Source organism: Gemmatimonadales bacterium, from assembly GCA_036279355.1.
Classification (GTDB): Bacteria; Gemmatimonadota; Gemmatimonadetes; order Gemmatimonadales; family GWC2-71-9; genus DASQPE01.
On record DASUJH010000024.1, the window covers coordinates 1 to 25,462 of the forward strand.

A 25,462-nucleotide genomic window follows, 5' to 3' on the forward strand; every position below is an offset into this window, starting at 1 on the left:
ATGTGCGATCCGATGAACCCGGCACCGCCGGTGACGAGAACCCTTCCGCTCATGCTTGCGCATTTCCTCCGGCACGCCGCGCGCGGGGCCGCGCGACTCGAGGCTTTCTAGGGGGCGAACGACCCCGCAATATAGACAGCGTCCCCCGGGAGGGAACCGCGCAAGGGAAGGCGGGACCGCGGAAGACGGCGCGGCGCCGGACCCGATGGTCCGGCGCCGCGCCGATCGCCAATCGAAGCCTTCGGCTCAGCTCGGCAGCTTGGCTACCTGCCAAGCCTGCATGCCCACATCGATCGCGGGCGCAGTCACGTGAACGATGCGCGTCGTCGCCGTCCGGTCGCGCACGTGCACGACCTGGAGAGTCGCCAGCACTTCCGCGACGCGCACCGAGCCATCGCGATCGACGTGCGGCACTCGGCGAATCTCGAAGACGTCTCCGGGCGCGACGCCATCGCGCCGGCCCCGATTGAGGAAGAGGACGTTGCCGGTGCCCTTGAGCTCCTGACGGCCGGGCCATCCAACGACGGCCGCCTCGACGCCCTCAGTCACCGGCACCGGCTGCACCATGCCCGGGCTGGTAAACGCCTCGGCCGGAAGCACGGCGAGCCCGTGCAGCACTTCGCCGAACACGGACGTGAGCGCGAGGATTGGATACTTGCCGGAGATTTCGACGACGCGGCCGAGCGCCCGCGGCGCGACCACGTTGCCATAGCCCTCGATGCGCTTGCTCACGTCGGCCACGAGCAAGGTGTCGCCGACCTGATAGGCGGCGCCGGCGGCCGGCTCGATGGCGATGCGCGTGTACAGCGTCGTCTCGCCGTGCCCCATCTCGGATGCGATCTGGAGCGGTGCGACCGATCCGATCACGCGGCCGAACGGCAGGTTCTGTCCCTCGGTGAGCCAGCCCGACGCGTAGAAGTCGCCGCGGCGCAGCGCCGGCGGCTGGGTGACCTGACCCGCGACGAGTCTGATGTCGATGCTGCCGCGCGAGGGCGGAAAGAGACGCGAATCAGCCGGATCGGCGGGCGCGTTGTCGGGCACCGATATCGCCACGACGCGCGGTGCGGCAGCCGAGGAATCGGGCGGCGGCGTATCGGTGGCGGGCACGGCCGCCGCCGCGTCCGACGGCGCGATCCGCAGAACCTCGCCCGGATAGATCCAGTGCGGGTCCTCCACCACCGCGGTGTTGAGCCGGTAGATGTCGGGCCAGAGGAAGGGATCGCCGAGGTACTGATGGGCAAGATCCCAGAGGGTGTCGCCGGTGCGCACGGTGTGCGAAGCCGGCAACTCCTGCTGCGCGCTGAGCACGGCCGGCGCGCCAAAGGCGAGCACGGCCACGAGCCCCAGGCGGCGCGGGCTGGCCGACCGGGCGATCACGTACGTCCGAGGCGTTCGCGGCATCGAGATCTCCACCGACGTGGGAGGCGCTGGTGTGACGGTCAGAAACCGGCGGACGACGAGCACGATTGCCGGGGCAGCGAGCAAGATCAACGCCAGCCGCCGCCGACCCCCGTTCGGAGGTGCAAGCTCATTCTCAGCTTGCGCTTGCGCAAAGGGCGGGACGCCCGGTTCGGGGCCCCGCCCTAGCGTTCGGCGGGAGCTTTCGCGCTATTGCGGGCCGCTCAGAACGGCAGGTCGTCGTCCTCGCTGTCGAGCGCCTCGGGAAATTCCTCGAGCGACTCGCCCTTGCCCTTGGCCCCGCCGCTCGCGGCAGCCACTTTGGCCGCAGGCGCATAGGCGTCGCTGCCCTCGCCCTTGCCCGAGAGCAGAATCAACTCTTTGCCATTGATCTCGGTGGTGTACCGGGTCTGGCCTTCGCGATCCTGCCACGAGCGGTACTCGATGCTGCCCTCGACGTACACCTTGTCGCCTTTCTTGCAGTACCGCTCGGCGACGTCGGCGAGGTTGCTGAATTTCGTGTTCCACAGCACCACCCGGTGCCATTCGGTCTTTTCCTGCTTTTCACCCGCCTGGTTCTTCCACTGGCGGCTGGTGGCGATGGAAAGGGTCGCCACGCGGGAACCGTTGGACGTGCTCCGCACTTCGGGATCAGCCCCGAGGTTCCCGATCAAGACTGCTCTGTTCAAGCTCCGACTCACACACACCTCCACGGTTCACGGAGTCTCACGGATGGTGGACCCGAGTAGAATATAGACCTTGCAAGTGATTCGACAAAGCAAATTTATGCCGTCCGTACCGAATCAACGAGGAGGCCCGAGCGCGAGCCTCAGAACGAGCGCATCCTCCAGCGGGCTGCGGTAGTAATCGGTCCGCCGCGCCACCTCCGCGAATCCGCAGCCACCGTAAAGCGACTGGCCGGCCGCATTGGACGCGCGCACCTCGAGGAACACCTCGCCCGCGCCTCGACGGCGCAGTGTGTCGAGCCCCGCATCGAGCAGCGCGCGCGCGACGCCGCGCCGGCGGAACGGCGGGTCGACCGCGAGGTTGAGCACTTCGCCGCTCCCCGCGACCTCGCGCGCGATGAGATAGCCGACGATCGACTCGTCCGATTCCAGCACCAATCCGAAGCTCCACGACGCGCGCATGGCCTCGCGAAAGCTCGCCTCGCTCCACGGGTCGTTGAACGAGCGACGCTCGATCGCCGCGATGGCGGGCGCGTCAGCCGGTGCCGCCGCCCTGATCCGCCAGGGCGCGTCCGTGAGCGCGCTCCCATCGTGCCTGCGCTTCCGCGGGTCTGCCATATTCGGGCTCCCAGAGTTCCACGTCGGCCACGCGCCGCGCGCCGCCAGGGCGCGTGACGAGATCGAGCAGCATCGCCGCATGGGGCCCGCCATCCGGGCGGCCGATGCGCCCGGACCAGGCGGCAAGGCGCTCGACTATATCGGGCGGCGCGTCGCCCACGAGCAGGTCGGGGCGCGGTGCGGCCTCGGCCAGCGCGCGGGGCTGCCAGACGGACGGCGCGAGCACCGTGACGACGTCCGCCGGGGTGAAGCGGTACGCCGCCGCGTAAACCTCGCCCCTAAGCGCGTTGGCGAACGCGAGCACGAGAGAATCCCCCGCGTGCCCGTGCGCCGCGCCCGCCGCGCGGACCATGAGCGACGGTGCCGTGAAGAGCGGGATCGCCAGCGCTTTCGCCAACGCCTTTGCCACGCTCGCACCGATGCGCAGTCCGGTGAAGCTGCCCGGACCGTCGCTCACCGCAAGGCCCGTGAGCGCGGAGAGCTTGAGCCCGCGCGCGGCGAGGAGGCCCACCGCCGCCGGGAGCAGCTCGGCCGCGTGGCGGCGGGCGCCGCGCACGGTGGCCTCCGCCGCGTCGGGGAGTGAGTCGCCCACAGCGACCGAGAGCCGATCGGTGGCGGTGTCGAGCGCGAGCCAGGTCACAGCGCTTCGAGCCCGCGTCGATCCGGGTCGGGCAGGTGGTGCAGCCGGAATCGGCAGGTTGGCCGCGGAAGCCACGCGCCCACTCGCTCGGGCCACTCGATCAACACCGCGTCGCCCTCGCGAAGCAGTCCCTCCCAGTCCAGATCCGCCGCTTCGTCCGGCGTGCGGAGCCGATAGCAATCCAGGTGATACACCGGCCCCCGCCGCCCCTCGTAGTGGTGCACCAGTGCGTACGTCGGACTGGTAGCGCGGGCCCCAACGCCGAGCCCGCGGGCAATGGCCTGAATGAAGGTGGTCTTGCCCGCGCCGAGCTCGCCCTCGAGCGCGACGATCGTTCGGGGCGGGAGCGACCGGCCGAAATTTTCGCCCTCGGTGAGAAGCTCGCTGCGCGTGAGGCTACGAATCACGAGAGGGCACCGGGTACCCGTGCGGTCGACCTATGCGCGACGGCGCAGTGGCTCCCGCCGCACGTCGGGAGCCTCCATGGCGCGCAGCTCGGTGAGCTGGTCGCGCAGCATGGCGGCCAGCTCGAATTCCAGGTTGGCCGCGGCCTCGCGCATCTGCCGCTCGAGCGCGGCGATGAGCGCCGCTCGCTTGGCCGGGTCGTGCACGTCCACCTTTTTCTGCACGGCGAGCTTCGCCGCCGGCCGCTCGGTTCGCGCGTCGGCCACGTGGGTCGAGAGCCGGACCTCCTCGAGCGATTTCACCACCGACACCGGCGTGATGCCGTGCTCCGCGTTGTATTCCTGCTGGATGGCGCGACGCCGGTCCATCTCGGCGAGCGCGCGCTCCATGGAGCCGGTCACGCGGTCGGCGTACAGAATTGCGCGGCCGTTCACGTTGCGGGCCGCCCGGCCGATCGTCTGCACCAGGGAGCGGTCGCTGCGGAGGAATCCCTCCTGATCGGCATCGAGAATGGCCACGAGCGACACCTCGGGCAGATCGAGTCCCTCCCGGAGCAGGTTGATCCCGACCAGCACGTCGAAGTCGCCGAGCCGGAGCCCGCGGATGATCTCCATCCGCTCGATCGCGTCGATGTCGCTATGGAGATAGCGCACCCGCACGCCGGCCTGCTGGAGGTAGTCGGTGAGGTCTTCGGCCATGCGCTTGGTGAGCGTCGTGACCAGCACCCGCTCGCGCCGCGCGGCCCGAGCGCGGATCTCATGCAGCAGATCGTCCACCTGCCCGCGCACCGGACGGATGTCCACCTCGGGATCGATGAGTCCGGTGGGGCGGATGATCTGCTCGACCACGGCGCCCTCGGAGAGCTTGAGCTCCAGATCGCCTGGCGTGGCGGAGAGGTTGATCATTTGCGGCACGAGGCCCATGAACTCGTCGAACTGGAGCGGGCGGTTGTCGAGCGCCGACGGCAGCCGGAATCCGTATTCGACCAGCGTGAGTTTGCGGGCCCGGTCGCCGTTGTACATCCCGCCGATCTGCGGCAGCGAAACGTGCGACTCGTCCACCACCACCAGGAAGTCGGACGGGAAATAGTCGAGCAGGCAGGCGGGGCGCTCGCCGGCGCGCCGGCCCGAGATGGGCCGCGAGTAGTTCTCGATGCCCGCGCACGTGCCTACCTCGAGCATCATCTCGATGTCGAACGTCGTGCGCGACTCGAGCCGCTGGGCCTCGAGCAGCTTGCCCGCCGCCCTCAACTCCGCGAGCCGCTCGGCCAGCTCGGCGCGGATGGTCTTCACGGCGCGCTCGATGGTGTGGCGCTGGGTGACGAAATGCTTGGCCGGATAGATGGCGAGCTGGTCGAGCTGGGCGATGGTGTCGCCCGTGAGCGGATTGATCTTGCTGATTCGCTCGACCTCGTCGCCCCACAGCTCCACGCGGACAGCCTGCTCGGCGTATGCCGGATAGATCTCGATCGAGTCGCCGCGGACGCGGAAGGTGCCCGGCTCGAAGGCGACGTCGTTTCGGCCATACTGGATCCGCACCAATTCGCCCAGAATGGCGTCGCGGCCGCGGGTCTCCCCGCGGTGGACGTTGACCATGAGCTTGCGGTACTCGGCCGGATCGCCGAGACCGTAGATGGCGCTCACCGTGGCGACGATGACGACGTCCTCACGCTCCATGAGGCTCGAGGTGGCGCGGAGCCTGAGGCTCTCGATGTCCTGATTGATCGAGGCGTCCTTCTCGATGTAGACGTCGGTCGCCGGGACGTACGCCTCGGGCTGGTAGTAGTCGTAGTAGGAGACGAAATACTCGACGGCATTCCGTGGGAGGAACTGACGCAGCTCGCCGTAGAGCTGGGCGGCGAGCGTCTTGTTGTGGGAGAGGACCAGCGTGGGCTTGCCGTAGTTGGCGATCGTGTGGGCCAGCGTCATCGTCTTGCCGGACCCGGTGACGCCCAGCAGCGTCTGGTACCGGTCGCCGCGACGGAGGCCGGCGGTCAGCTCCTCGATGGCCTTGGGCTGATCGCCGGCGGGGGCGAATGGGGCGATGACCTCGAAGCGGGCGGCCATGCGCGAAATATAGCGTGGGTTCGGGATTTATTCAGGGCGCAGAACTGGCGGATGGAAGCAGCGCAGGAGCGCCGACGGACTCTACGACTTGAGCCCGGCCATCGCGAGCAGCCGCTTCCAGTGCGCGGGCGAGACCGGGATCACCGACAGACGGGAGTTGCGCACGAGGTCGAGATCGGCGAACGCGGGATCGGCCTTGATCGCGGCGAGCGGCACAGGCGTCGGGAGCCGGCGGCCCGCCTCGATCTCCACCACCACGAGCTTCGGATCGTGCCGCTGGGGATCCGGATATGCCGGGGCGACCACGCGCGCGAGCCCGACCAGCGCCTTGTCCGCCCCCGAGTGATAGATGAGCGCCCGGTCGCCCGCCGCCATGGCGCGAAGGTGGATCAAGGCGAGCGGATTGGTGATGCCGTCCCAGACCGAACGCCGCTCCCGCTCGAGCTGATCGAACGCGTACGTCTCGGCGTCGGTCTTGAGGATCCAGAATGCCATCGCTGTCCGGCGCTCAGCCCGGCGAAGCGGACGGCACAGCCGCCTCCGCATGCGTGCCGAGCTCGCTCCGCACGCATCGCCGCTTGCCCGACCGACCCGCCGGAATGCTGCTCACGAACGCGAGCCGCACGTCAATTTCGGGCCCGAGGTGCTGCTTGAAATTGCTCACCACATAGTCCAGGCGCCGCTCGTCGTAGCCGGGCTCCAGCACGAGATTCACGTCGAACCGGTCGTGCGCCCGCTGCACGATCTCGAATTGGCGCACGCCTTCGACCGGCTCCTCGATGTCCTCGTTCCACCCCTGGGCCGGCGCGCGGTACATGAGGTAGAGCATGAAGCAGGGATGGACGACCCGCCCATCGCGAAGGACGATGCGGTCGTTCACCCGGCCCTCGACGCTCTTGAGCAAGGGGAACGGCCGCCCGCACGCGCAGGGGAGATACGTCGCCGTGCCGATGTCGTTGATGCGATATCGGATGAAGGGCATCGCCAGATTGTTGAAGTCGGTGACGAGCAGGTGTCCGCTCTCGCCTTCCCCGACCCAGCGGCCGTTCTCGTCCACCACCTCGACGATCGCGGTATCGCTCGAGATGTGCAGCCCCTGGTGCTGTTCACATTCGTGCACCTCGAGGGCGGTCTCCCGGCTCGCGTATCGATTGAAGACCCGGCACTGGAACGCCCGCTCGATCGCCGCGCGGTGGTGTGGGTGCAGCGTCTCCGCCGTCGTGATGACCGCGCGCACGGACGGCACCGTGGTCCCCCGGGCCAGCATGTGGACCGCGATGGCGTGCATCGCCTGCGCGTACCCATGGATCACCTGCGGCTTGAACCGCGCCAACCGTGCGGCGTGGCTCTCCAGCGTCGCCGGGTCGAGCGTGAACGCGTTGAGGAGCAGCTGCCGTCCGATCCAGCGCTCGAGCCGCGCCGAGAGCCGCTGCAAGCGCTGCACGTCGAAGGTGGAGCCCCAGACCAGCGCGTGTCGCATCCCGAGCTCGAGCCCCGCGTAGCGCCAGAAGCGCAGCTTGGCCGCGTTGTGCCATGCCTTGACGTCGGGCATGATGAGGAACTTGAGCGGCTCCCCGGTGCTGCCCGAGGTGGCGGCCTGCCGTACGCCTTCGACCGGGGCGCGCGCCCGGAGCGCATCGAAGTGCTCGCGGACCAGCTCCTTCGTGAGTGGTGGGATCAGTTGCAGGTCCGCGCTCGTCGCGATCCGGTCGGGCGAGAGTCCCAGGCGGTCGAAGAGCGCGGTGTAGTGCGGAACGTTGCGATAGGCGTACTGGACGATATGCCGGAGCCGGGCGTCGGAAATGGCCTGCAGCTCCTCGCGTGTGCAGCGCTCGTGCTCCATCAGCACGTCGAAGTGCTCGAGGGTGCTGCGGCGTCGGAGCTTGAAGTAGAGCCGCGCGAGGGGCGGCAGGCCGCGCCGCGCGGATTCCACCCTCAAGCGTTGGCCGGCGCCTCGCGGCGCTCGATTCCGGTGACGCCCTTCACCCGTCGTACCGCCTTCAGCACCTTGGCGAGGTGCGGCAGGTTGTCCACTTCGACGAAGATGGTCCCGAACACCGAGCCGTCCTTGGTGTGCAGGTCGGCGCCCTTGATGTTGGTGCCGGTGCCGCTCACCGCTTCCATCAGGTCGGCGTAGAGGCCGCGGCGGTCGTCGGCCGTGACGGCGAGTCGCACGCGGAACGCCTCGCCCTCGGTCTCCTGCCAGTCGATGTCCACCCGGCGCTCGTCGGCCGAGAGCGTGAGCAGGTTGGGGCAATCGGCGCGATGGATCGAGATGCCGCGGCCCTGGGTCACATAGCCCACCACCGAATCACCGGGTACCGGCTGGCAGCACTGCGCGTAGCGCACCATGAGACCGTCGACGCCCTGGATCTTGATGCCGCGCCCGAGCCGGATGCGGTCGATCACGCGGCCGAAGACGTTCGGCTTGGGCTCCTGCAACTCATCCTGCGGCCGGTCGGGGTAGAGCGCGCGGATCACTTGTCCGATCGCGACGTCGCCGCGGCCCACGGCGACTTCGAGCCCGCGCCCGTCGGCGAGGGAGAGCGTGGCCGCGGCGCGCTCCAGCCGCGCATCGTCGGGGAGGTCGAGCCGGCGGCGGCGGAGCTCGCGCGCCAGGATGTCGCGCCCGAGCGCAAGGCTCACCGTTTCTTCCTCGTGCCGCACCCATTGCTTGATCTTGTGGCGCGCCCGCGCGGTACGCACGTGATTCAACCAGTCGCGGCTCGGCTTGGCGCTCGGGCTGGTGAGGACCTCGACCGTCTCGCCGTTCTTGAGCTCGCGGTGGAGCGGCGCGATCCTGCCGTTGATCCGCGCGCCCTGGCACTTGAGCCCCACGTCGGTGTGGACATGGAACGCGAAGTCGATGGGCGTCGAGCCTTTGGGGAGCCGCTTCACGTCCCCCTTCGGCGTGAAGACGAAGATCTCGTCCTGGTAGAGGTCGATCTTGAGGAACTCGAGGAACTCCTCGGGGCTGTGGGTGTCCTGCTGCAGCTCGATCAACTGCCGGAACCAGCCCAGGTGCTGGTCCAGCTCGTCGCGGGTGCCGTCCTTCTTGTAGAGCCAGTGCGCCGCGATGCCGAACTCAGCGGTGCGGTGCATCTCCTGGGTGCGGATCTGCACCTCGAAGAGCTGCCCGCCCGGGCCGAAAATGGTCGTATGGAGCGACTGGTATGCGTTCGACTTGGGGCTGGCGATGTAGTCCTTGATCCGCTCCTGGATGGGCGTCCAATTGTGGTGGATGATGCCGAGCACGTGGTAGCACTCGGGCACCGAGCGGACGATGACCCGCACCGCCATGAGGTCGTAGATCTCGTCGAAGTTCTTGCCCCGCTTCCGCATCTTCTGGTAAATCGACCAGAGGTGCTTGGGCCGGCCGGTCACGTCGGCGCCGTCGATGCCCGCGCGGTGCAGCTCGTGCTCGAGCGGCCCCTTGAGCTTCTGGATCATCTGCTCGCGCACGGCGCGCTTGGCGGCCACCTGGTGCACCAGGTCGCGATACTCGTCCGCCTCGAGGAACTTGAAGGCGAGGTCCTCCAGCTCGGCTTTCATCCCGGCCATGCCGAACCGGTGGGCAAGCGGCGCGTAGATCTCGCGGGTCTCGAGCGCGATGCGCTGGCGGCGCTCGGGCGGCAGGTGCTCGAGCGTCCGCATGTTGTGGAGCCGGTCGCCGAGCTTGATGATGATGACCCGCGCGTCCCGCGCGATCGAGAGCAGCAGCTTGCGGTAGTTCTCGACCTGCTCCTCGGCCGAAGAGCGGAAGGTGAGGCTGGAGATCTTGGTGAGGCCGTCGACGATGCCCGCGACCTCGGGCCCGAACTCGACGGCAATATCCTCGGAGCGGACGTCCGAATCCTCCACCACGTCGTGGAGCAGCGCGGCCGCGATGGAGGTGGTGTCCAGCAGTTGCTCGGCCAGGATGAGCGCGACGGCGATACTGTGCGAGATGAAATCCTCGCCGCTCATTCGCTTCTGGCCGCGGTGGGCGGACGCGCTGAAGCGGAGCGCGCGGTCGATCAGCTCGAGGTCGAGCCGGTCGGCGTGGCGCTCGAGCACCGCCCGGAACTCGGGGGTGGCGTCGGCCAGGAGCGGCGGGCCGACCGTCATGCGGCAGTCCGTTGTGGCGAGCCCATGCTCGTACAATGTGGGTGGCGGCGGGCGGGGTCAACGGGACGGCCGCTCAGAGCAAGCCGGCGGTCGCAAAGCTGGTGAACCGGTCGCCGGCGATGATGACGTGGTCGTAGAGTGGAAGGTCGAGCAGTTGCCCTGCCGCGACGAGCTGACGGGTCACCGCCCGATCCTCCGCGGAAGGCGTCGGATCGCCGCTCGGGTGGTTGTGCACCACGATCACACCGGCCGCGGCCTCGGCGATGGCGGGCCGGAAGACCTCGCGCGGGTGGACCAGCGAGCTATTAAGCAGCCCCCGCGTGACGAGCACCTCGCGCAGCACCTGGCTCTGCGTGTCGAGCGCGAGAAGATGGAACTCTTCGACCGGCAGATCGCGCAAGCGGGATTGGAAGAGGCGGACGACGTCGTCGGGCTCGCGGATGCGCGGGAGCGCGGGGCGCCCTTCGCGCGCGAAGCGGCCCGCCAGCTCGAACGCGGCGAGAAGCCTGGCGGCCTTGCCGCGGCCAAGTCCCGGCACGCGCAGCAGCTCGGCGGCGGGACGTGCGGCAAGGCGGCGGAGGGAGCCGTCGCCGGCTCCGAGGAGGCGGGTTGCGAGCGCGAGCACGTCACCCGTGCCGGTGCCGCTCCCGAGCACCAGCGCGAGCAGCTCGACGACGGTGAGCGCCGAGGGGCCCAGCGTCCAAAGGCGCTCCCGGGGGCGGTCGTCGGGCGGGAGACTCGCGAGGGTGGTGCGCACTCCGGCAAGCTACGGTAGCCGCGGGGGCCGGCGGTATTCTTCCGACGCAAGGCGGCGCTCCGCGCCGCACGTGGAGTGGGGCGAAACCCGGCCTCAGCGGCCGGTGATCTCGAGCTCGCGCGCGGTGCACACCGGCGCCCAACCCGGAACGGACACCGCCACCGTGAGCGTGTACCAGCGGGCCGGGAGGCTCTTCAGGTCGAGCACCACGGACCGGCCGGGCGTGCGCGCGTCGGGCGGTGCCTCCGCCATCCATCGGATGCGCATCGACGACGCACCCTCCCCGGCGCAGCCATGTGTCCCGAGCGCCGCCGGAACATCGCCGTGCGATTTCGCCCGCCGTGCGCGCACTTCGATCGCAAGGGAGTCGGTGGATGCCGCGCCATATACCTCCCAGTAGACGCCGACCAGACCGCCCTCGGGCACCGACGCCGATGCGAGCGGCGCAGGGAGCACAGCGGCGCCATTCCGTGACGCTCCAGCGGAATCCGGGCGGAAGAGCAACAGGTCGGAGAGGGCGAAGGCGCTGCGGGCGCCGGCTCTGGACGCGGAAGCTGCTGCCGTGCCCGGCGATTCGCCGGCCGCTGTGTCGAGGTCGCCCTCCGACGCGAGCGCCCGGGCACGCGCGGCGCGACGATCGCCTGTGTCGCGCGCCTCGAGGCTCACGAGCACGGGCACCCACGGCGAGCGCACCGCGACAGCGCCTGCGGACGCCTCGGAGGGTGCGCCGACCGCGGCGGGCGTTCCGGCGTCGCGCGCGACGGCCAATGCGACGCGCACCGGGCCGGCGCCCACCGTGGTATCCCCGGTGAGGTCGTAGCCGGCCACGGTCAACGCGCCGTCCGCCCTGCGGAACCGTGCGATCTGTGCCCGCCGGATTTCACCGAACGCCCGCGCGTAAGGCGGCGCGTATCGCGCCCGGGGCCGCTCCCGCTCAAGTTCCCAGTGCACCGGCTCGGCCGCCCCCCCGCGCTCCGGCGCGAGCACCGGCGCCGCGAAGAACCAGAAGCTCGGACTTGGCTCCTGGCCCGAGACCGGCGGATCGTCGGTATGGCCGGGCGCCGGAAACGCGCGCGTCCACGACGTTGGCCAACCGTAGCGGACGATCAGCTCGCGCATATCGGGGCCCCAGCCGAGGTCATGCGGCGTATCGGCGTGCTCGAGGGCGCGTGACACGGTCAGGCGGGCGAAGTGCTCGGCGCGGAGATCGTTGCCGGGCAGCGTGAGGAGCGGGCGGGAGAGCCACCAGAGTCGCGCATTGGCCGCCCCACGTTCCGCGCAGGAGAGGCGGCGGTATCGGCCGGCGCCCTCGTCGAGCAGCACCGAGAGGTCGGTCCAGCGGCAGCGTTCATCCTCGGGCATCGCGGCGAGCGCCACGTCATCGACACTGTCGGCCGCCGCATCGTTTCCCGCAGCGTGGAAGGCGTAGCCCGCGAGGAGGCCACACCACCAGCGCGATGCGGCGCAGCCCTGCGCGGCGGATTCCGCCCGGCCGTACTCGCCCTGCTCGACCAGATAGCGAACCCGCTGGCCCGCGATCCAGCCGTCGCCCGGCAGCTTGGCGGCCGCGGCACCGAGCGCGTCGAGCAGCCGCGCCCGCGCCGCGTGGATCGCCGCCGGCTCCGGCGGCGGATCGCCGAACGGCGGCAGGTACCAGTAGCAGAACCGGCCGATGCGCGCGTCGCAGTCGGCCGGGAGGTCGTCGTCGGGGGGGCGCGGAAGATTCGCCAGCCGCGCGCGCTCGAAATCGCGCTGGGCGCGGCGTGCGGCATCGCGCGAACGTACGGAGTCGGCCGCGAGATTGGAATCGGCCGCGCGCGCCCGGACGATGCGTTGGGCATGGGCGGCCGCCGCCACGAAAAGGAAAGTCGTGAGCGCGAGGAACGCCGGCCTGCCTAGTGCCCCGCCCCGTGGCATTTCTTGTACTTCTTGCCCGACCCGCACGGGCAGGGATCGTTGCGCCCCACTTCCGGCACCCCACTCATCTGCCGGCTGACCGGCCCGAGCGACGTGCTCACCGCGGCCGCGGCGGGCGCCACCGCCGCCCCCGCGGGCCCGCGCGCTCGCGGCGCCGGGCCCATGAACAGATCGTCGGCACCGGCCGGGACCGGCGCCGGCGGTGGAGGCGGCGAGGGCTCGCGGGGCGGCTCCGCGCTCACCTGGATCTTGAGGAAGCGCTCGGTGAACGTGGACTCGATGTCCGCCATCAAGTCCTCGAACATGTCGTACGCTTCCTTTTTGTACTCGATCAGCGGGTCCCGCTGACCCCAGCCCCGGTAGTGGATCGCGTTCCGCAGCAGGTCGAGGTCGTAGAGGTGATCCTTCCACTTCTCGTCCAGCACCGAGAGCATGACCTGCGAGAGCACCTGCGCGTCGACGTCGGGAATCGCGATGGCGCGTCCGAAGTCCTCGAGGTACTCGATCTTGCGTGTGAAGGCCCGCTCCCCTTCGGCGATGACCGCCTCCACCAGCTTGTCGAGGTCGGGCGTGGCCTGGGCGTCAAGCACCGGCTCCGCGGTGACGAGGTACTGCAGAGTGAGCAGCTCGCGCAGGCCGCCGCGGTCGTACTCCATCGGGCTCGGCGCATCGGCGAGATACTGCCGCGTGGCCCGCTCCAGCGCCTCCGAGATCATCCGCCGGGCCTCCGCCTTGATCTGCTCGCCGCGCTCGAGCGCGAACAGCCGGAGCGAGTAGATCACCTCGCGCTGCTGATTCATCACGTCGTCGTACTCGAGCAGCCGCTTGCGGGCCTGGAAGTTCTGCAGCTCGACGCGCTGCTGCGCCTGCCCGATGGCGCGGGTTACGAGGCCGCCCGTGATCACCTCGCCCTCCTCGGCCCCGCTCTTGTCCATCCACTTGGCGATGCGGTCCGACCCGAAGAGCCGCATCAGGTCGTCTTCGAGGGAGAGGAAGAAGATTGTCTGGCCGGGGTCGCCCTGGCGGCCGCTGCGGCCCCGGAGCTGGCGGTCGATGCGGCGCGACTCGTGACGCTCGGTGCCAATGATCTGGAGACCCGCCTCCTCGAGTGTGAGCTCGAGCGCCGGATCGAGCTTGATGTCGGTGCCGCGGCCGGCCATGTTCGTCGCGATCGTGACCGAGCCTTGGCGCCCCGCCGCCGCGACGATTTCCGCCTCGCGCTGGTGGTACTTGGCGTTCAGCACCTCGTGCTTGATCCCCCGCCGCTTGAGCATCTTGCTCAGCGTTTCGGAGACATCGACGTTCACCGTCCCGATGAGGATCGGCCACCCCAGCTCGTGCAGCCGCTCCACCTCGTCGAGCACGGCGTTGTACTTCTCACGCCGCGTCTTGTAGATCCGGTCCTGCCGGTCGGCGCGGCACACCGGCCGGTTGGTCGGGATGACGCTCACGTCGAGCCCGTAGATCTGGAAGAACTCGGTCTCCTCGGTCTCGGCCGTGCCGGTCATGCCGGCCAGCTTGTCGTACATGCGGAAGTAGTTCTGGATGGTGATCGTGGCGAAGGTCTGCGTCTCGCCCTTCACCTGCACGCCTTCCTTGGCCTCCACCGCCTGGTGCAGCCCGTCCGACCAGCGCCGGCCGTGCATCACGCGGCCGGTGAACTCATCCACGATCAGCACCTGGCCATCCTGCACCAGGTAGTCCACGTCCTTCTCGTACAGCGAGTGGGCCTGCAGGAGCTTGTGAATGAGGTGCAGCTTCTCGCTCTTGATGGCGTACGCCCCCTCGATCTCGCGGCGTCGCGCCAGCTGCTCCGCCGGCGTGAGGTCGGGGTCCTTCTCGACCTGATGAATTTCTTCCGAGATATCGGGGACGATGAAGAGCCCCGGATCGTTGGGCGACATCGCCGCGGCGCCCCGGTCGGTGAGATGCACCGCGTGCCCCTTCTCGTCGAGGACGAAGAAAAGCGCCTCCTCGAGATCGCGCATCCGCTGCTGCTTCATCGGCAGCTTGCGGTCACCGATCGCGTCGAGCTCCATCCGCTGCACCAGTTGCTTGATGCCGGTCTCGTTCAGGAACTTGAGCAGACGCTTGTTCTTCGGCATGCCCAACTGGGCCTGGTAGAGCTTGAGCGCCGCGTCCTGCCGGGTCTTGGGGTCCTCCAGCAGCTTTTCGATGTCGGCCAGGAGCGCATTCACGACCGCCGTCTGCTGCCGCACCACCTCGGCCACCTGGCGGTTGTACTGGGCGTAGTTGTCGTTCTCGGCGTTGCCGACCGGACCGGAGATGATGAGCGGCGTGCGCGCCTCATCGATGAGGATCGAGTCGACTTCGTCGATGATGGCGTAGACGTGCTCCCGCTGCACCCGTTGGTCCAGTGAGAACACCATGTTGTCGCGCAGGTAGTCGAAGCCGAACTCGTTGTTGGTGCCGTAGGTGATATCCGCGAGATACGCGGCGCGCCGCTCCGGGCTCGACGGCTCGGTGTCGTCCAGGCAGGCGACGCCCACGCCGAGGTAGTTGAACAGGTAGCCCATCCACTGCGAGTCGCGGCGGGCCAGATAGTTGTTGACGGTGACGAGGTGCGCGCCGCGCCCGGTGAGCGCGTTGAGGTAAAGCGGCAGGGTGGCGACCAGCGTCTTGCCTTCGCCCGTCGCCATCTCGGCGATGCGGCCGCGATGGAGCATGAGCCCGCCGACGAGCTGGACGTCGTAGGGTACCATGTCCCAGGTGAGATCGTGGCCGGTCACGGTGAGGGTCGTGCCGACCAGACGGCGGCAGGCCTCGCGCACGGTGGCGAAGGCCTCCGGAAGCATCTCGTCGAGGACGTCGGCCAGGGCCTGCTTCCATCGGGTTTCGAGGTCGTGAAAGCGGTCCTCGAGCCGCTCGCGCTCCTCCGGATCGGCGCAGCCGTGCTTGGCAGCCCGCACCTCCTCGAGCTCCGCGCGCAGCGCGCCGGTCCGCTCCTCGATGCGGGCGCGGAATTTGGCCGTCTGCCCCTTGAGCTCGTCCTCGGTGAGGTCCTTCAGGGCCTCCTCATGGCGCTTGATCTCCGCCACGATCGGCCGGACCTTCTTCATTTCCCGTTCGAACCGGGTGCCGAACACCCCGGTCACCAGTTGCTTTATCATCACGCCCCTAAGTATAGCCGCTCAGCCGCGATATAGTCCGCGACGGCATCGGGAACCCAGTAGCGAACCGGGAGCCCGCCACGCACCCGCGCGCGTACCACGGTGGCCGAGATGTCGATCGCGGGGACCGCGACGGTGCGCCAGATATGCCGGCCCGGCGCTACCTGGGCCCCCGGGCGGGTGAACGCCACGACCCGGGCGAGCGCCGGGATTTCCGCGCCCTCCCGCCACGTTGGCAGCTCGGCCGCCGCATCCGCGCCGACGAGCAGCGCCAGCTCGATATCCGGCTCGCGCGACGCCAGATGTCGAAGGGTATCCACGGTGTACGAGGGCCCCGGCCGGTCGAGCTCGATGCGCTCGAGTTTGAACCGGGGGTCGCCCGCGATGGCGAGCGCAACCATGGCCGCCCGCTGCTCGGCCGTCGCGGCGTGCGCCCCATGCTTGAACGGCTGCTCGCGCGCCGGGACGAATCGGAGTGACTCGAGCCCGAGCGCTTCGAGCACCGCCTGCGCGACGAGCAGATGTCCGTGGTGAATCGGATCGAAGCTTCCGCCGAACAGCCCGACCATGCCCGCGTCAGGAGCTGGCGGTGGAGTCGCCCGGACACGCCTCGCGGATGCCTGGCGCATCGGGGTGGAACCGCCGGATGTAGCCGCAGGTCTCCTTGATGTCTTCCTGGTACCCGAGCTTCCGGTACGCGCCCACGAGCCTGATGAGCGCCTCCGGTGCCACCGCCGCGCGCGGATAGGTGGCGACGAGATCCTTGAGGTAGAGAATGGCCGAGTCGTATGCCTTGTAGCGCAGATAGTAGAGCGCGGCCTTGTACTCCTTCACCGCAAACATCTCCTGCAAGTCCTTGATTCGCTCATCGGCCCGCGTCGCGGCCGGCGTGCCCGGGTAGCGGCTCACCAATTCCTGATACGCGGCGAGCGCCGTCTGGCCATACGTCGGGTCGAGCTCGGGCCCCTTCCAGAGGTCGGCGTAAGCGTCGCCCACTCTGAGCAAGGCGTCGGGGGCGAGCGGGTCGTTGGGGCTCTCGTCCGAGACGCGCCGGAACTCGCGTACGGCATCGAGATTTTCGCTCCGCGCGAGCAGTGCGTTGCCGAGAAAGAAATGCGCCTTCGCGACGCGCGGATCGCCGGGTGGCAGCTCGCGTTGGACGTGCTGGAAGAGCTTGGTCGCGTCGTTCCACTTTCCGTTGCGGAAGGCGGCGACGGCCTGTTCCCAGCGCGCGTCGAGCACCTGCGGAGTCACCGCCTCGCGTGGGGCGGGCGCAAGATCGCCGTGCTCCCGATTGCCGCCGGGTCCGCACGCGAAGGCGAGCGCGGCGAGCGCACCCACGAGAAGGGCGGAGCGCCTCACGGCATCCTCCTGCGCGCGGTGTCGATCGGCGCGCTCGGCGCGAGGAGCGGCTGCGGGGCGCCGAGCGCTCTCAAGCGCGTCGCGGCCAGGCGCGTGAGCGAATCCGTGGGGAGACGCAAGTCGAGGACGGTCTGGAACGCGATGGCCGCGCCCAGAATGTCGCCTTGGCCCACCCGCGCGTCGCCCAGGGCTACGAGCGCGCGCCGTCCGACCCAGCTCGTCGAGTCCACCCGCGCCGCTTGGGAAAGCCAATCGGCGGCCACGCCCATCTGCCCGGCACCGAGTGCCGTGAGCCCGAGCCTGAGCGCGCAGCCGGCGAGGCCGCTGCCGGCGCGCGCCCGCACCGCCGGCTCGCGGGCCCGGCGCAACGCGGCCCGGAATGCGGGGGCCGCCTGGTCGCAGCCGGCCGATTCCTGCAACGCGGCGGCGTATGTGGTGAGCAGCGAATCGAAAATTGCGGCGTCCGGCGCGGCGGCGAGCGCGGCCGGGAGCAGCGAGAGCGCTTCCGTCCCGGGAGCAGAGGCGCCCGCGCTACGCACGAGCACCAGGGCGTAGCGCGCAATCGAGCGCTCGGGCGCGATGGCGCGGAGGCCGAGCACCGCATCGCGAAGCGCCGGCACGTCGCGACGTTGCCCGGCGGCGCGGGCGACAGCGTCGAGACCCTCGGCCGCTTCCTGCGCGCGCGTCGGGTCCTCCGCGGCGAGCCGGCGGTAGGCGTCGCTCGCGGCGCGGAGATCGCGCGCGTGCAGCGCCGCCGCAGCGAGCTTGGCCCAGAGACGGCCGCCGGACGCGTGGGTGGACGCAGCGCGGTAGTCGCGCAGGGCTTCGGCAAAGTGCCGCGTGCCGTACGCGTGATCGCCGGCGAGCTCGGCGTTGTCGGGCGTGCCGCACGCGAGCGCGAGCGGCGTCGCAGCGGCGAGGGCCGCGGCGGCCATCGCCGACCAGCGGGCGCAGATCCGACTCACCGCGGCACCCGCTCCACCATGGCGAGATAGGCATCGATGCGCGGATCGTCGGCGCTGAGCTCACGACAGGCGTGCCACACCGCCTCCGCGCCGGCGACGTCGCCCGAGAGATAGCGGGCGAGGCCCAGCGCCGCGCGCGCATCGAGCATGGCAGGGCAGGCCTCGACCACCTGCTCGAGCTCCTCACGCGCCTCGAGCGGACGCCCCGCATGCAGCAGCGCGCGGCCGAGGCGGTGGCGCAGATCGTGGTAGTCGGGACCGAGCTCGAGCGCGCCCCGGTACTGCTCAACCGCACGATCCGGCGCCCCCGCCGCAGCGTACGCTTCGGCCAGCTCGACGTGCATGGCGGCGAGATGTCCGCGCACTGGGCGCGGCATCGGAGCGTCGCCGCCCTCCGTCTCTTCCGCGGCCGCACGCCGGAAGTCGTCGGCCGCCTCCTCGGTCCGGCCCAGGTCCCCGAGCACGAGCCCGCGGTGCAAAAGCGCCTCGACGTAGTGCGGATTGAGCGCCAGGGCCGCGTCGAAGGCGGCGAGCGCCTGCGTGGGCTGCCCCAGAAGCGCGAGCGCCACGCCGCGCAGCTGGTGGGCGTCGGCGTAGGCGCAGCCGGCCGCGATCAGGTCGTCCAGCAGCAAGACGGCCCCATGGTGATCGCCCACCGCGAAGCGACGGCGGGCCTGCGCCAGCCGCTGGTTGCCGTCGAATCTGCCGTTGGCGTCCATCATCGCATTCCTGCTCGATCGATTCCGTCCATCATCGCTTCCGCCCACCATCGGGCACACCGCGTCGCTCCTCCGCATCCACCATCCGGAACCACGCCGCGAACCGCCGGATGCCGTCGCCGAACTCAGTGCGCGCTTCGAAGCCTAGCGCGGCTCGCGCCTTGGAGGGATCGGCGCACGTGCGCTGGACGTCGCCCGGCTGCATGGGTGCCCACCCCACTTCGGGACGCATCCCCAGCGCCTCCGACAGCTCGGCCACGAGCGTGCCGAGCGGCATCGGCCGGCTGCCACCCAGGTTGAAGACGTCCATGCCGACCCGGGCGGTCGCGGTCCAGTCGACCGCGGCCACGACCCCGTCCACGATGTCGTCGCAGTACGTGTAATCACGCGCCTGCGTGCCGTCGCCGAAAAGCGTGAGCGGCTGGCCGGCCGCCATGCGCCGGGCAAAGGCGTGGATCGCGAGGTCGGGGCGCTGCCGCGGCCCATACACCGTGAAGAAGCGGAGCGCGGCCACGCGAAACCCGTGGATCGGCGCCAGCGCGCTCACCAGCAGCTCGCCCGCCCGCTTGGTCGCCGCGTACGGCGAGACCGGGTCGATAGCGGTGGCATCCTCGCGGAACGGGACCGGCGTGCTGTCGCCATACACCGAGGACGACGAGCCGAATACGATGCGCTCGGTGCCGGCCCGGCGGGCGGCCTCGAGCACCGCGGCGGTGCCCGCGACGTTGGTCCGCGCGTACCCCACCGGATCGGCCAGCGAGGGCCGGACGCCCGCCTTGGCGGCCAGGTGCACGAGCACGGTGTCGGGCGTGAGGTGCGCCGCGACCGCATCGACGTCGAGCATGTCGATCTCGTGCAGGCAGAGCCCCGGCCGGTGTCCCACCTCACGCAGGTTCCGCTCCTTCATCGCGCGGGGGTAGAAAGGATCGAAGTTGTCGATTCCCACAACTTCGTCGCCCCGTGTGGCGAGCGCCGCGATGAGGTGCGAGCCGATGAACCCTGCGGCGCCGGTGACGAGCACCCGTGCGGTCACGCCAGCCGCTCCCGAAAGAACTCGATCGAGCGGCAGAGCCCCTCGTCGAGCTGGATGGAGGGCTCCCAGCCGAGCACCTGGCGCGCGATCGTGATGTCGGGGCGGCGGACCTTGGGATCGTCCGCCGGCAGCGGGCGCGTCTCGATGGGCGAATGGGAGCCGGTGAGACGCAGCACCGCGTCTGCCAGCTCGCGCACCGTGAACTCGTTCGGGTTGCCGATATTGGTCGGCTCGATCCGGTCGCTGTGGAACAGCCGGTAGATGCCCTCGATCAGGTCGGTCGCGTAGCAGAACGAGCGGGTCTGGGACCCGTCGCCGTAGATCGTGAGCGGCTCGCCCTTCAGTGCCTGGACGATGAAATTCGACACCACGCGACCGTCGCGCGCCCGCATGCGCGGGCCGTACGTATTGAAGATGCGCACGATGCGCGTAGGCACCGCATGATATCGGTGGTAGGCCATCGTCATCGCCTCGGCGAAGCGCTTGGCCTCGTCGTAGACGCCGCGCGGACCGACCGGATTCACGTGGCCCCAGTAGCTCTCGGGCTGCGGATGCACCTGCGGATCGCCGTAGACCTCGGACGTCGACGCCAGCAGGAAGCGCGCACCCTTGGCCTTGGCGAGCCCCAGCGCCTTGTGCGTGCCGAGCGACCCCACCTTGAGCGTCTGGATGGGAAGCTCGAGATAGTCGATGGGACTCGCGGGCGAGGCGAAGTGCAGCACGCCGTCGAGCGGCCCCTCGACGTAGATGAAGTTGGTGACGTCGTGCTGAATGAACCGGAACCGCGGATTCCCGAGCAGATGCGCGACGTTGTCGGGCCTCCCGGTCACGAAGTTGTCGACGCCGATCACCTCGTGCCCGTCGCGCAGGAAGCGGTCGGTGAGATGCGAGCCCAGGAACCCGCCGGCCCCGGTGATCAGCACCTTCACGGCGTCCTCCGCCCGATCCCGTGGTACTCGAAGCCGAGCGCGGCCATGCGCTCCGGCTCGTAGAGGTTGCGGCCATCGATGACGAGCGGGCGGCGAAGCAACGCCTTGATCCGGCCGAGATCGGGAGTGCGGTACACCAGCCATTCGGTCACGATGATGAGCCCGTCCGCACCGTCCACGGCGTCGTAGGGGTCGCGCGCGAACGCCACGGCGTCGCCGAAGCAGGCGTGGGCGCCGTCCATGGCCTTCGGATCGTGCGCCTTGACCGCGGCTCCCGCGGCGAGCAGCGACTGGATGACCGGAATCGCCGGGCTCTCGCGCATGTCGTCGGTCTCGGCCTTGAACGCGAGCCCCCAGACGGCGAGCCGGCGGCCACGCAACTCGCCGCCGAATGCGCCCAGCGCCTTCCGGTAGAGCACCAGCTTCTGCCGCTCGTTCACCGACTCGACCGATTCGAGCAGGTCGAACTGCATCCCGGCGCTCTGCGCCGAATGGATGAGCGCCTTCACGTCCTTGGGAAAGCAGGAGCCGCCGTAGCCAGGTCCCGGAAAGAGGAACGCAGGCCCGATCCGCCGGTCGGTGCCGATGCCCTTCCGCACCATGCTCACGTCGGCGCCGACCCGCTCGCAGAACTCGGCCACCTGGTTCATGAACGAGATGCGGGTGGCGAGCATGGCGTTGGCCGCGTACTTGGTGACCTCGGCCGATGCGATATCCATGAAGATGATGGGATTGCCGGTGCGCACGAACGGCGCGTACAGCTCGCCCATGATCGCGCGCGCCTCGTCGGAGTCGACGCCGATCACGACCCGGTCGGGCTTCATGAAGTCGTCGATCGCCGCGCCTTCCTTCAGGAACTCGGGATTGGAGCAGACCGAGAACGGGACGCGGGTTTCGGCCTCGATCGCGGCGCGCACCTTTGCGGCGGTCCCGACCGGCACGGTGCTCTTGGTGACGATGACCTTGGGACCGTTCATGTGCTTGCCGATGGCGTGTGCCACCGCCAGGACGTGCTGCAAATCCGCCGAGCCGTCCTCGCCGGGCGGCGTGCCGACCGCGATGAAGAGGACGCGCGCGCGGCGCACGGCCGCGGCGACGTCGGTGCTGAAGCCGAGCCGGCCCTCCTCCTGGTTGCGGCGCACCATGGGCTCGAGGCCGGGCTCGTAGATCGGGATGTCGCACCGCTGCAAGCGCTCGATCTTGCGCGCGTCCACGTCCACGCAGACGACGTCGTTGCCCGCCTCCGCGAGACAGGCGCCGGCCACGAGGCCCACGTAGCCGCTGCCCACCACCGTCACATGCATGTTCAGTCTCCCCGGGGTAGCGCGTGGCGGGTGTCCACCGCCAGACGCGCGTGCCGTTTGACCATGTTGAAATCGATGGCGGAATGGTCGGTGACCACGACGACGCAGTCGGCCGCTTCGACGGCGGCGGGCGTGAGCGGCACCGAGCGGAAGTGGTGGCCGTCCTCGCTGAACTCGGGCACGTGCGGGTCGTGGTAGCTCACCCGCGCGCCCTGGGCCTCGAGCAGACGGATGATGTCGAGCGCGGGGCTCTCGCGCAGGTCGTCGATGTCGCGCTTGTAGGCGACACCCAGAACGAGCACGCTGGCGCCGCGAAGCGCGCGCCCCTGGCTGTTGAGCGACTCGGCCACCTTGCGCACCCAGAAGAGCGGCATCTCGGTGTTGAGCTCGCCGGCCAGATCGATGAAGCGGGTCTTGTAGTTGAGCCCGCGCATCTTCCAGGCGAGGTAGTGCGGATCGATCGGAATGCAGTGGCCGCCGAGCCCCGGCCCCGGAAGGAATTTCATGAAGCCGAACGGCTTGGTGGCCGCCGCCTCGATCACCTCCCAGACATCCACGCCCAACTTGTCGCAGACGATGGCCATCTCGTTCACGAGGCCGATGTTCACGCTGCGGAAGGTGTTCTCCAGCAGTTTGACCAGTTCGGCCGCTTCGGTGGTGGAGACCGGTACCAGCGTGTCGATCACGCCCTGATAGAGCGCCACCGCCACCCGGCGGCAGTCGGGCGTGATGCCACCCACCACCTTGGGCGTGTTCCGGGTGCCGTACGTCGGGTTGCCAGGATCCACCCGCTCGGGACTGAACGCCAGGAAGAAGTCCTCGCCCACCCGGAGTCCGGTGCTTTCGAGCGCCGGCAGGAGAATCTCGCGGGTGGTGCCCGGATACGTCGTGCTCTCGAGGATGATCGCGTGACCCCGCCGAAGCGTATGCTTCACCGCCTCGGTGGCGGCGACGATGTAGCTCACGTCGGGGTCCTTGAACTTGGAGAGCGGCGTCGGCACGCAGATGGAGATGGCGTCGGCCTCGGCCAGCCGGGCACCATCGGTGGTGGCGCTGAAGCGGTCGCGCACCTCGGCCAGCGCGGTGTCGCTCACGTCCTTGATGTGCGATCGCCCGGCGTTGAGCCCGTCCACCACGCGCTGGTTCACGTCGTAGCCCAGCACACGATAGCCTGCGCGCGCCAGCTCAACCGCGAGCGGCAGTCCAACGTAACCCAGCCCGACAATTCCGAAGATCGCCTCGCGCCGCTCGGCCTTGGCGATCAGCTCTTGAGCGACCGTCATGCTCGGTCCTCGAGCGAAATGGGGGCGCCGCCGCGCGCGAGCGAGCGGCTCGCCGCGTCGAGCACGCGGACTACCCGCACGCCGTCCGCCGCATCGGCCCGCGGCGCCGCCTCGCCCCGCACCACCGCGATGAAATGCCGGAGCTGCTGTGCCAGCGGCTCCGCGTTGGAGATGCGGGGGATGAAGATGTCGCCCTCGCGCACTGCGAGGCTCTCCCCGTACGAGCGATACTCGGGCGGGCGGTCCACGCCCTTGTCGTAGATGCGGAGCTTCTCCCGCGGTTGCATGTCGTCGAACACCGCCATCTGGCGCGAGCCCACGACCGTGAGCCGGCGCTCCTTGTGCGGATCGAGCCACGACATCTGCGCGTGGGCCACCACGCCCGTGGCAAACGTCATCGTGACGAACACCACGTCCTCGATGCCGGGCTGCAAGTACGAGTGGCCCTGCGCGGTCACGGTGCGCGGCGCGGTGCCCAGCAGGAAAAGCGCCACGGAGACGTCGTGCGGACCGAAGCTCCAGAGCGCGTTCTCGTCGGGCCGAACCTGGCCCAGGTTGACCCGCTGGGAGTAGAGGTAGTACACCTCCCCGAGCGTGCCGCCGGCCACGAGACCGCGCAGGTACTCGACGACCGGGTGGTACTCCAGCAGGTGGCCCGCGAGCAGCGGCACGCCCCGCCGCGCCGCCGCCGCCGCCAGCGCCTCGGCGTCGGGCACGGTGAGCGCGAACGGCTTTTCGATCAGCGCCGGCACGCCCGCCTCGATCGCGGCGCAGCCGAGCGCGGCGTGGGTGCGTGCGGTGGACGCGATCACCACCGCCTCCACCTGACCGAGCAGCGCCGGCGCCGAGTCGGTCACGAGCGCGGAGGGATACTGGCGCGAGAGCCGCTCGCGCACTGCTGGATCGAGGTCGCAGACCGCGACCAGCTCCGCCTCGGGCATGCCCGCCAGCGTGCGCACGTGGTTCTGTCCCCACGCGCCGGCGCCGATCACGCCGACCCTGAGCCGGCTCATGCGTAGAAGCCCAGGACGGCCTCGATCACCGCATCCTGCTGCGCGTCGCTCAGCTCCGGGTAGATCGGCAATGAAATCACGCGTGCCGTCGCCGCCTCGGTGGCCGGGAGGCTGCCCGGTCCGTAGCCGAGGTGCGCAAAGCACGGCTGCGCGGGCAGCGCGGTCGGATAGTAGATCGCGTGGCCGATACCATGTGACTTGAGGTGTGCCGCCAGTGCGTCTCGCCGCTCGACCCGCACCGTGTACTGGTGAAAGATGTGCTCGTTGGCCGGATCCACCCGCGGTGGGCACACGGCCGCATGCCCGGTGAACGCCGCGGTGTACCGCGCGGCGCGGCGGCGGCGCGCGTCGCTCCAGTCTGCCAGATGGCGGAGCTTCACCAGGAGGACGGCCGCCTGCAAGGTGTCGAGACGGCTGTTGATGCCGACCTCTTCGTGGTGGTACTGCTTGGCGCCGCCGTGGAGCCTGAGCTTGCGGAGCCGGGCGGCGAGCGCGTCGTCGCTCGTGAGCATCATCCCGCCGTCGCCCCAGGCACCCAGATTCTTGCTGGGGAAGAACGACAGCCCGCCCGCCCGACCGAGGCCGCCGGCCGCATGCCAGACCCCGTCGATCCGGCGGCGCGCGCCGATCGCCTGCGCTGCATCTTCGAGGACCGGGATGCCGTGCCGCCGGCCGATTTCGAGCAGCTGCTCCATCGCCGCCATCTGCCCGTAGAGGTGCACCGCCACGACGGCGCGGGTCCGGGGTGTCACTGCCGCCGCCACCGCGTCGGGCGACAGGTTGAACGTGGCGGGATCGATGTCGACGAACACCGGCGTGCCGCCGGCGTTATGCACCGCGCCCGCGGTTGCGAAGAAGGTGAATGCGGGGACAATCACCTCGTCGCCCGGCCGGAGGCCCAGCGCGCGCAGCGGGAGCAGGAGCGCATCGGTTCCGCTGGCGCATGCGACGCCGTGTGCGGCCCCGCTCAACCGCGCCACCTCGGCTTCGAGCCGGGCCACCTCGGGCCCCATGATGAATTGCTGCCGCTCGATCACCGATTGCATGGCCGGCAGCACCTCGTCCGATATGGTCCGGTACTGCGCCACGAGATCGAGAAGGGGGACGTTCAAGGTCTCACCTGCAGGAA

At 69.7% G+C, this 25,462-nt stretch carries 22 protein-coding genes; all 22 read right to left on the reverse strand.

The annotated features are described in order from the left end of the window. Positions 1-246: 246 nt before the first annotated feature. Positions 247-1,401 (reverse strand): LysM peptidoglycan-binding domain-containing protein, encoded by a 1,155-nt coding sequence (locus VFW66_05835; GenBank protein ID HEX5386196.1) that lies wholly within the window; start codon positions 1,399-1,401, stop codon positions 247-249. Between the two features lie 221 nt (positions 1,402-1,622). Then, a complete protein-coding gene (locus tag VFW66_05840; GenBank protein ID HEX5386197.1) occupies positions 1,623-2,111 on the reverse strand; it encodes a single-stranded DNA-binding protein in 489 nt (162 codons plus the stop codon). A gap of 90 nt (positions 2,112-2,201) precedes the next feature. After that, positions 2,202-2,702 (reverse strand): ribosomal protein S18-alanine N-acetyltransferase, encoded by a 501-nt coding sequence (gene rimI, locus VFW66_05845; GenBank protein HEX5386198.1) that lies wholly within the window; start codon positions 2,700-2,702, stop codon positions 2,202-2,204. Beyond that, positions 2,620-3,342 carry a tRNA (adenosine(37)-N6)-threonylcarbamoyltransferase complex dimerization subunit type 1 TsaB gene (gene tsaB / locus VFW66_05850; protein ID HEX5386199.1) on the reverse strand — a complete coding sequence of 241 codons (723 nt, stop codon included), beginning with the start codon at positions 3,340-3,342 and terminating at the stop codon, positions 2,620-2,622. Before tsaB ends, rimI begins: the two co-directional genes overlap by 83 nt. Further along, positions 3,339-3,749 (reverse strand): tRNA (adenosine(37)-N6)-threonylcarbamoyltransferase complex ATPase subunit type 1 TsaE, encoded by a 411-nt coding sequence (gene tsaE, locus VFW66_05855; GenBank protein ID HEX5386200.1) that lies wholly within the window; start codon positions 3,747-3,749, stop codon positions 3,339-3,341. Before tsaE ends, tsaB begins: the two co-directional genes overlap by 4 nt. Positions 3,750-3,779: 30 nt before the next feature. Continuing rightward, entirely contained in the window at positions 3,780-5,813 is a 2,034-nt protein-coding gene (uvrB, locus tag VFW66_05860) for an excinuclease ABC subunit UvrB (GenBank protein ID HEX5386201.1), read from the reverse strand. Between the two features lie 81 nt (positions 5,814-5,894). Beyond that, positions 5,895-6,308, reverse strand: coding sequence for an EVE domain-containing protein (locus tag VFW66_05865; GenBank protein HEX5386202.1), 414 nt, complete (start codon positions 6,306-6,308; stop codon positions 5,895-5,897). A 13-nt stretch (positions 6,309-6,321) separates the two neighbouring features. Further along, complete coding sequence (locus tag VFW66_05870; GenBank protein HEX5386203.1) at positions 6,322-7,752, reverse strand: hypothetical protein; 1,431 nt, start codon at positions 7,750-7,752, stop codon at positions 6,322-6,324. After that, complete coding sequence (locus VFW66_05875) at positions 7,749-9,920, reverse strand: bifunctional (p)ppGpp synthetase/guanosine-3',5'-bis(diphosphate) 3'-pyrophosphohydrolase (GenBank protein HEX5386204.1); 2,172 nt, start codon at positions 9,918-9,920, stop codon at positions 7,749-7,751. The genes VFW66_05870 and VFW66_05875 overlap by 4 nt, the downstream gene beginning before the upstream one ends. 73 nt (positions 9,921-9,993) lie before the next feature. Continuing rightward, positions 9,994-10,677: a DNA repair protein RadC gene (gene radC / locus VFW66_05880; GenBank protein HEX5386205.1), complete on the reverse strand. Its 684-nt coding sequence runs from the start codon at positions 10,675-10,677 to the stop codon at positions 9,994-9,996. A 93-nt stretch (positions 10,678-10,770) separates the two neighbouring features. After that, positions 10,771-12,594, reverse strand: a complete 1,824-nt coding sequence (locus VFW66_05885) for a hypothetical protein (protein HEX5386206.1) — start codon at positions 12,592-12,594, stop codon at positions 10,771-10,773. After that, the gene (gene secA / locus VFW66_05890) at positions 12,573-15,725 is read right to left on the reverse strand and encodes a preprotein translocase subunit SecA (GenBank protein HEX5386207.1); all 3,153 of its coding nucleotides are present in this window, start codon (positions 15,723-15,725) and stop codon (positions 12,573-12,575) included. Before secA ends, VFW66_05885 begins: the two co-directional genes overlap by 22 nt. Next, a complete protein-coding gene (nadD, locus tag VFW66_05895; protein ID HEX5386208.1) occupies positions 15,725-16,294 on the reverse strand; it encodes a nicotinate-nucleotide adenylyltransferase in 570 nt (189 codons plus the stop codon). Before nadD ends, secA begins: the two co-directional genes overlap by 1 nt. 7 nt (positions 16,295-16,301) lie before the next feature. Beyond that, the gene (gene bamD / locus VFW66_05900; protein HEX5386209.1) at positions 16,302-17,087 is read right to left on the reverse strand and encodes an outer membrane protein assembly factor BamD; all 786 of its coding nucleotides are present in this window, start codon (positions 17,085-17,087) and stop codon (positions 16,302-16,304) included. Then, positions 17,084-18,052, reverse strand: a complete 969-nt coding sequence (locus VFW66_05905; protein ID HEX5386210.1) for a hypothetical protein — start codon at positions 18,050-18,052, stop codon at positions 17,084-17,086. Before VFW66_05905 ends, bamD begins: the two co-directional genes overlap by 4 nt. Further along, positions 18,049-18,774, reverse strand: coding sequence for a tetratricopeptide repeat protein (locus VFW66_05910; protein ID HEX5386211.1), 726 nt, complete (start codon positions 18,772-18,774; stop codon positions 18,049-18,051). Before VFW66_05910 ends, VFW66_05905 begins: the two co-directional genes overlap by 4 nt. A 28-nt stretch (positions 18,775-18,802) precedes the next feature. Beyond that, a complete protein-coding gene (locus tag VFW66_05915; GenBank protein HEX5386212.1) occupies positions 18,803-19,804 on the reverse strand; it encodes an NAD-dependent epimerase/dehydratase family protein in 1,002 nt (333 codons plus the stop codon). Continuing rightward, a complete protein-coding gene (locus tag VFW66_05920) occupies positions 19,801-20,733 on the reverse strand; it encodes a UDP-glucuronic acid decarboxylase family protein (GenBank protein HEX5386213.1) in 933 nt (310 codons plus the stop codon). Before VFW66_05920 ends, VFW66_05915 begins: the two co-directional genes overlap by 4 nt. Next, complete coding sequence (locus tag VFW66_05925) at positions 20,730-22,037, reverse strand: UDP-glucose/GDP-mannose dehydrogenase family protein (GenBank protein HEX5386214.1); 1,308 nt, start codon at positions 22,035-22,037, stop codon at positions 20,730-20,732. Before VFW66_05925 ends, VFW66_05920 begins: the two co-directional genes overlap by 4 nt. Positions 22,038-22,039: 2 nt before the next feature. Further along, positions 22,040-23,320 carry a nucleotide sugar dehydrogenase gene (locus tag VFW66_05930; GenBank protein ID HEX5386215.1) on the reverse strand — a complete coding sequence of 427 codons (1,281 nt, stop codon included), beginning with the start codon at positions 23,318-23,320 and terminating at the stop codon, positions 22,040-22,042. Next, positions 23,317-24,333: a Gfo/Idh/MocA family oxidoreductase gene (locus tag VFW66_05935; GenBank protein HEX5386216.1), complete on the reverse strand. Its 1,017-nt coding sequence runs from the start codon at positions 24,331-24,333 to the stop codon at positions 23,317-23,319. Before VFW66_05935 ends, VFW66_05930 begins: the two co-directional genes overlap by 4 nt. Then, a complete protein-coding gene (locus VFW66_05940) occupies positions 24,330-25,445 on the reverse strand; it encodes a DegT/DnrJ/EryC1/StrS family aminotransferase (GenBank protein HEX5386217.1) in 1,116 nt (371 codons plus the stop codon). The genes VFW66_05935 and VFW66_05940 overlap by 4 nt, the downstream gene beginning before the upstream one ends. Positions 25,446-25,462 lie beyond the last annotated feature (17 nt).

Bases quoted from the DNA above. Each gene is read 5' to 3' on its own strand.
- uvrB (HEX5386201.1), bottom strand. From the start codon at position 5,813: ATGGCCGCCCGCTTCGAGGTCATCGCCCCATTCGCCCCCGCCGGCGAT.
- nadD (HEX5386208.1), bottom strand. From the start codon at position 16,294: ATGGTCGGGCTGTTCGGCGGAAGCTTCGATCCGATTCACCACGGACAT.
- VFW66_05885 (HEX5386206.1), bottom strand. From the start codon at position 12,594: ATGCCACGGGGCGGGGCACTAGGCAGGCCGGCGTTCCTCGCGCTCACG.
- VFW66_05875 (HEX5386204.1), bottom strand. From the start codon at position 9,920: ATGACGGTCGGCCCGCCGCTCCTGGCCGACGCCACCCCCGAGTTCCGG.
- rimI (HEX5386198.1), bottom strand. From the start codon at position 2,702: ATGGCAGACCCGCGGAAGCGCAGGCACGATGGGAGCGCGCTCACGGAC.
- VFW66_05910 (HEX5386211.1), bottom strand. From the start codon at position 18,774: ATGATGGACGCCAACGGCAGATTCGACGGCAACCAGCGGCTGGCGCAG.
- VFW66_05835 (HEX5386196.1), bottom strand. From the start codon at position 1,401: ATGCCGCGAACGCCTCGGACGTACGTGATCGCCCGGTCGGCCAGCCCG.
- VFW66_05935 (HEX5386216.1), bottom strand. From the start codon at position 24,333: ATGAGCCGGCTCAGGGTCGGCGTGATCGGCGCCGGCGCGTGGGGACAG.
- VFW66_05930 (HEX5386215.1), bottom strand. From the start codon at position 23,320: ATGACGGTCGCTCAAGAGCTGATCGCCAAGGCCGAGCGGCGCGAGGCG.
- secA (HEX5386207.1), bottom strand. From the start codon at position 15,725: ATGATAAAGCAACTGGTGACCGGGGTGTTCGGCACCCGGTTCGAACGG.
- VFW66_05865 (HEX5386202.1), bottom strand. From the start codon at position 6,308: ATGGCATTCTGGATCCTCAAGACCGACGCCGAGACGTACGCGTTCGAT.
- VFW66_05925 (HEX5386214.1), bottom strand. From the start codon at position 22,037: ATGCATGTGACGGTGGTGGGCAGCGGCTACGTGGGCCTCGTGGCCGGC.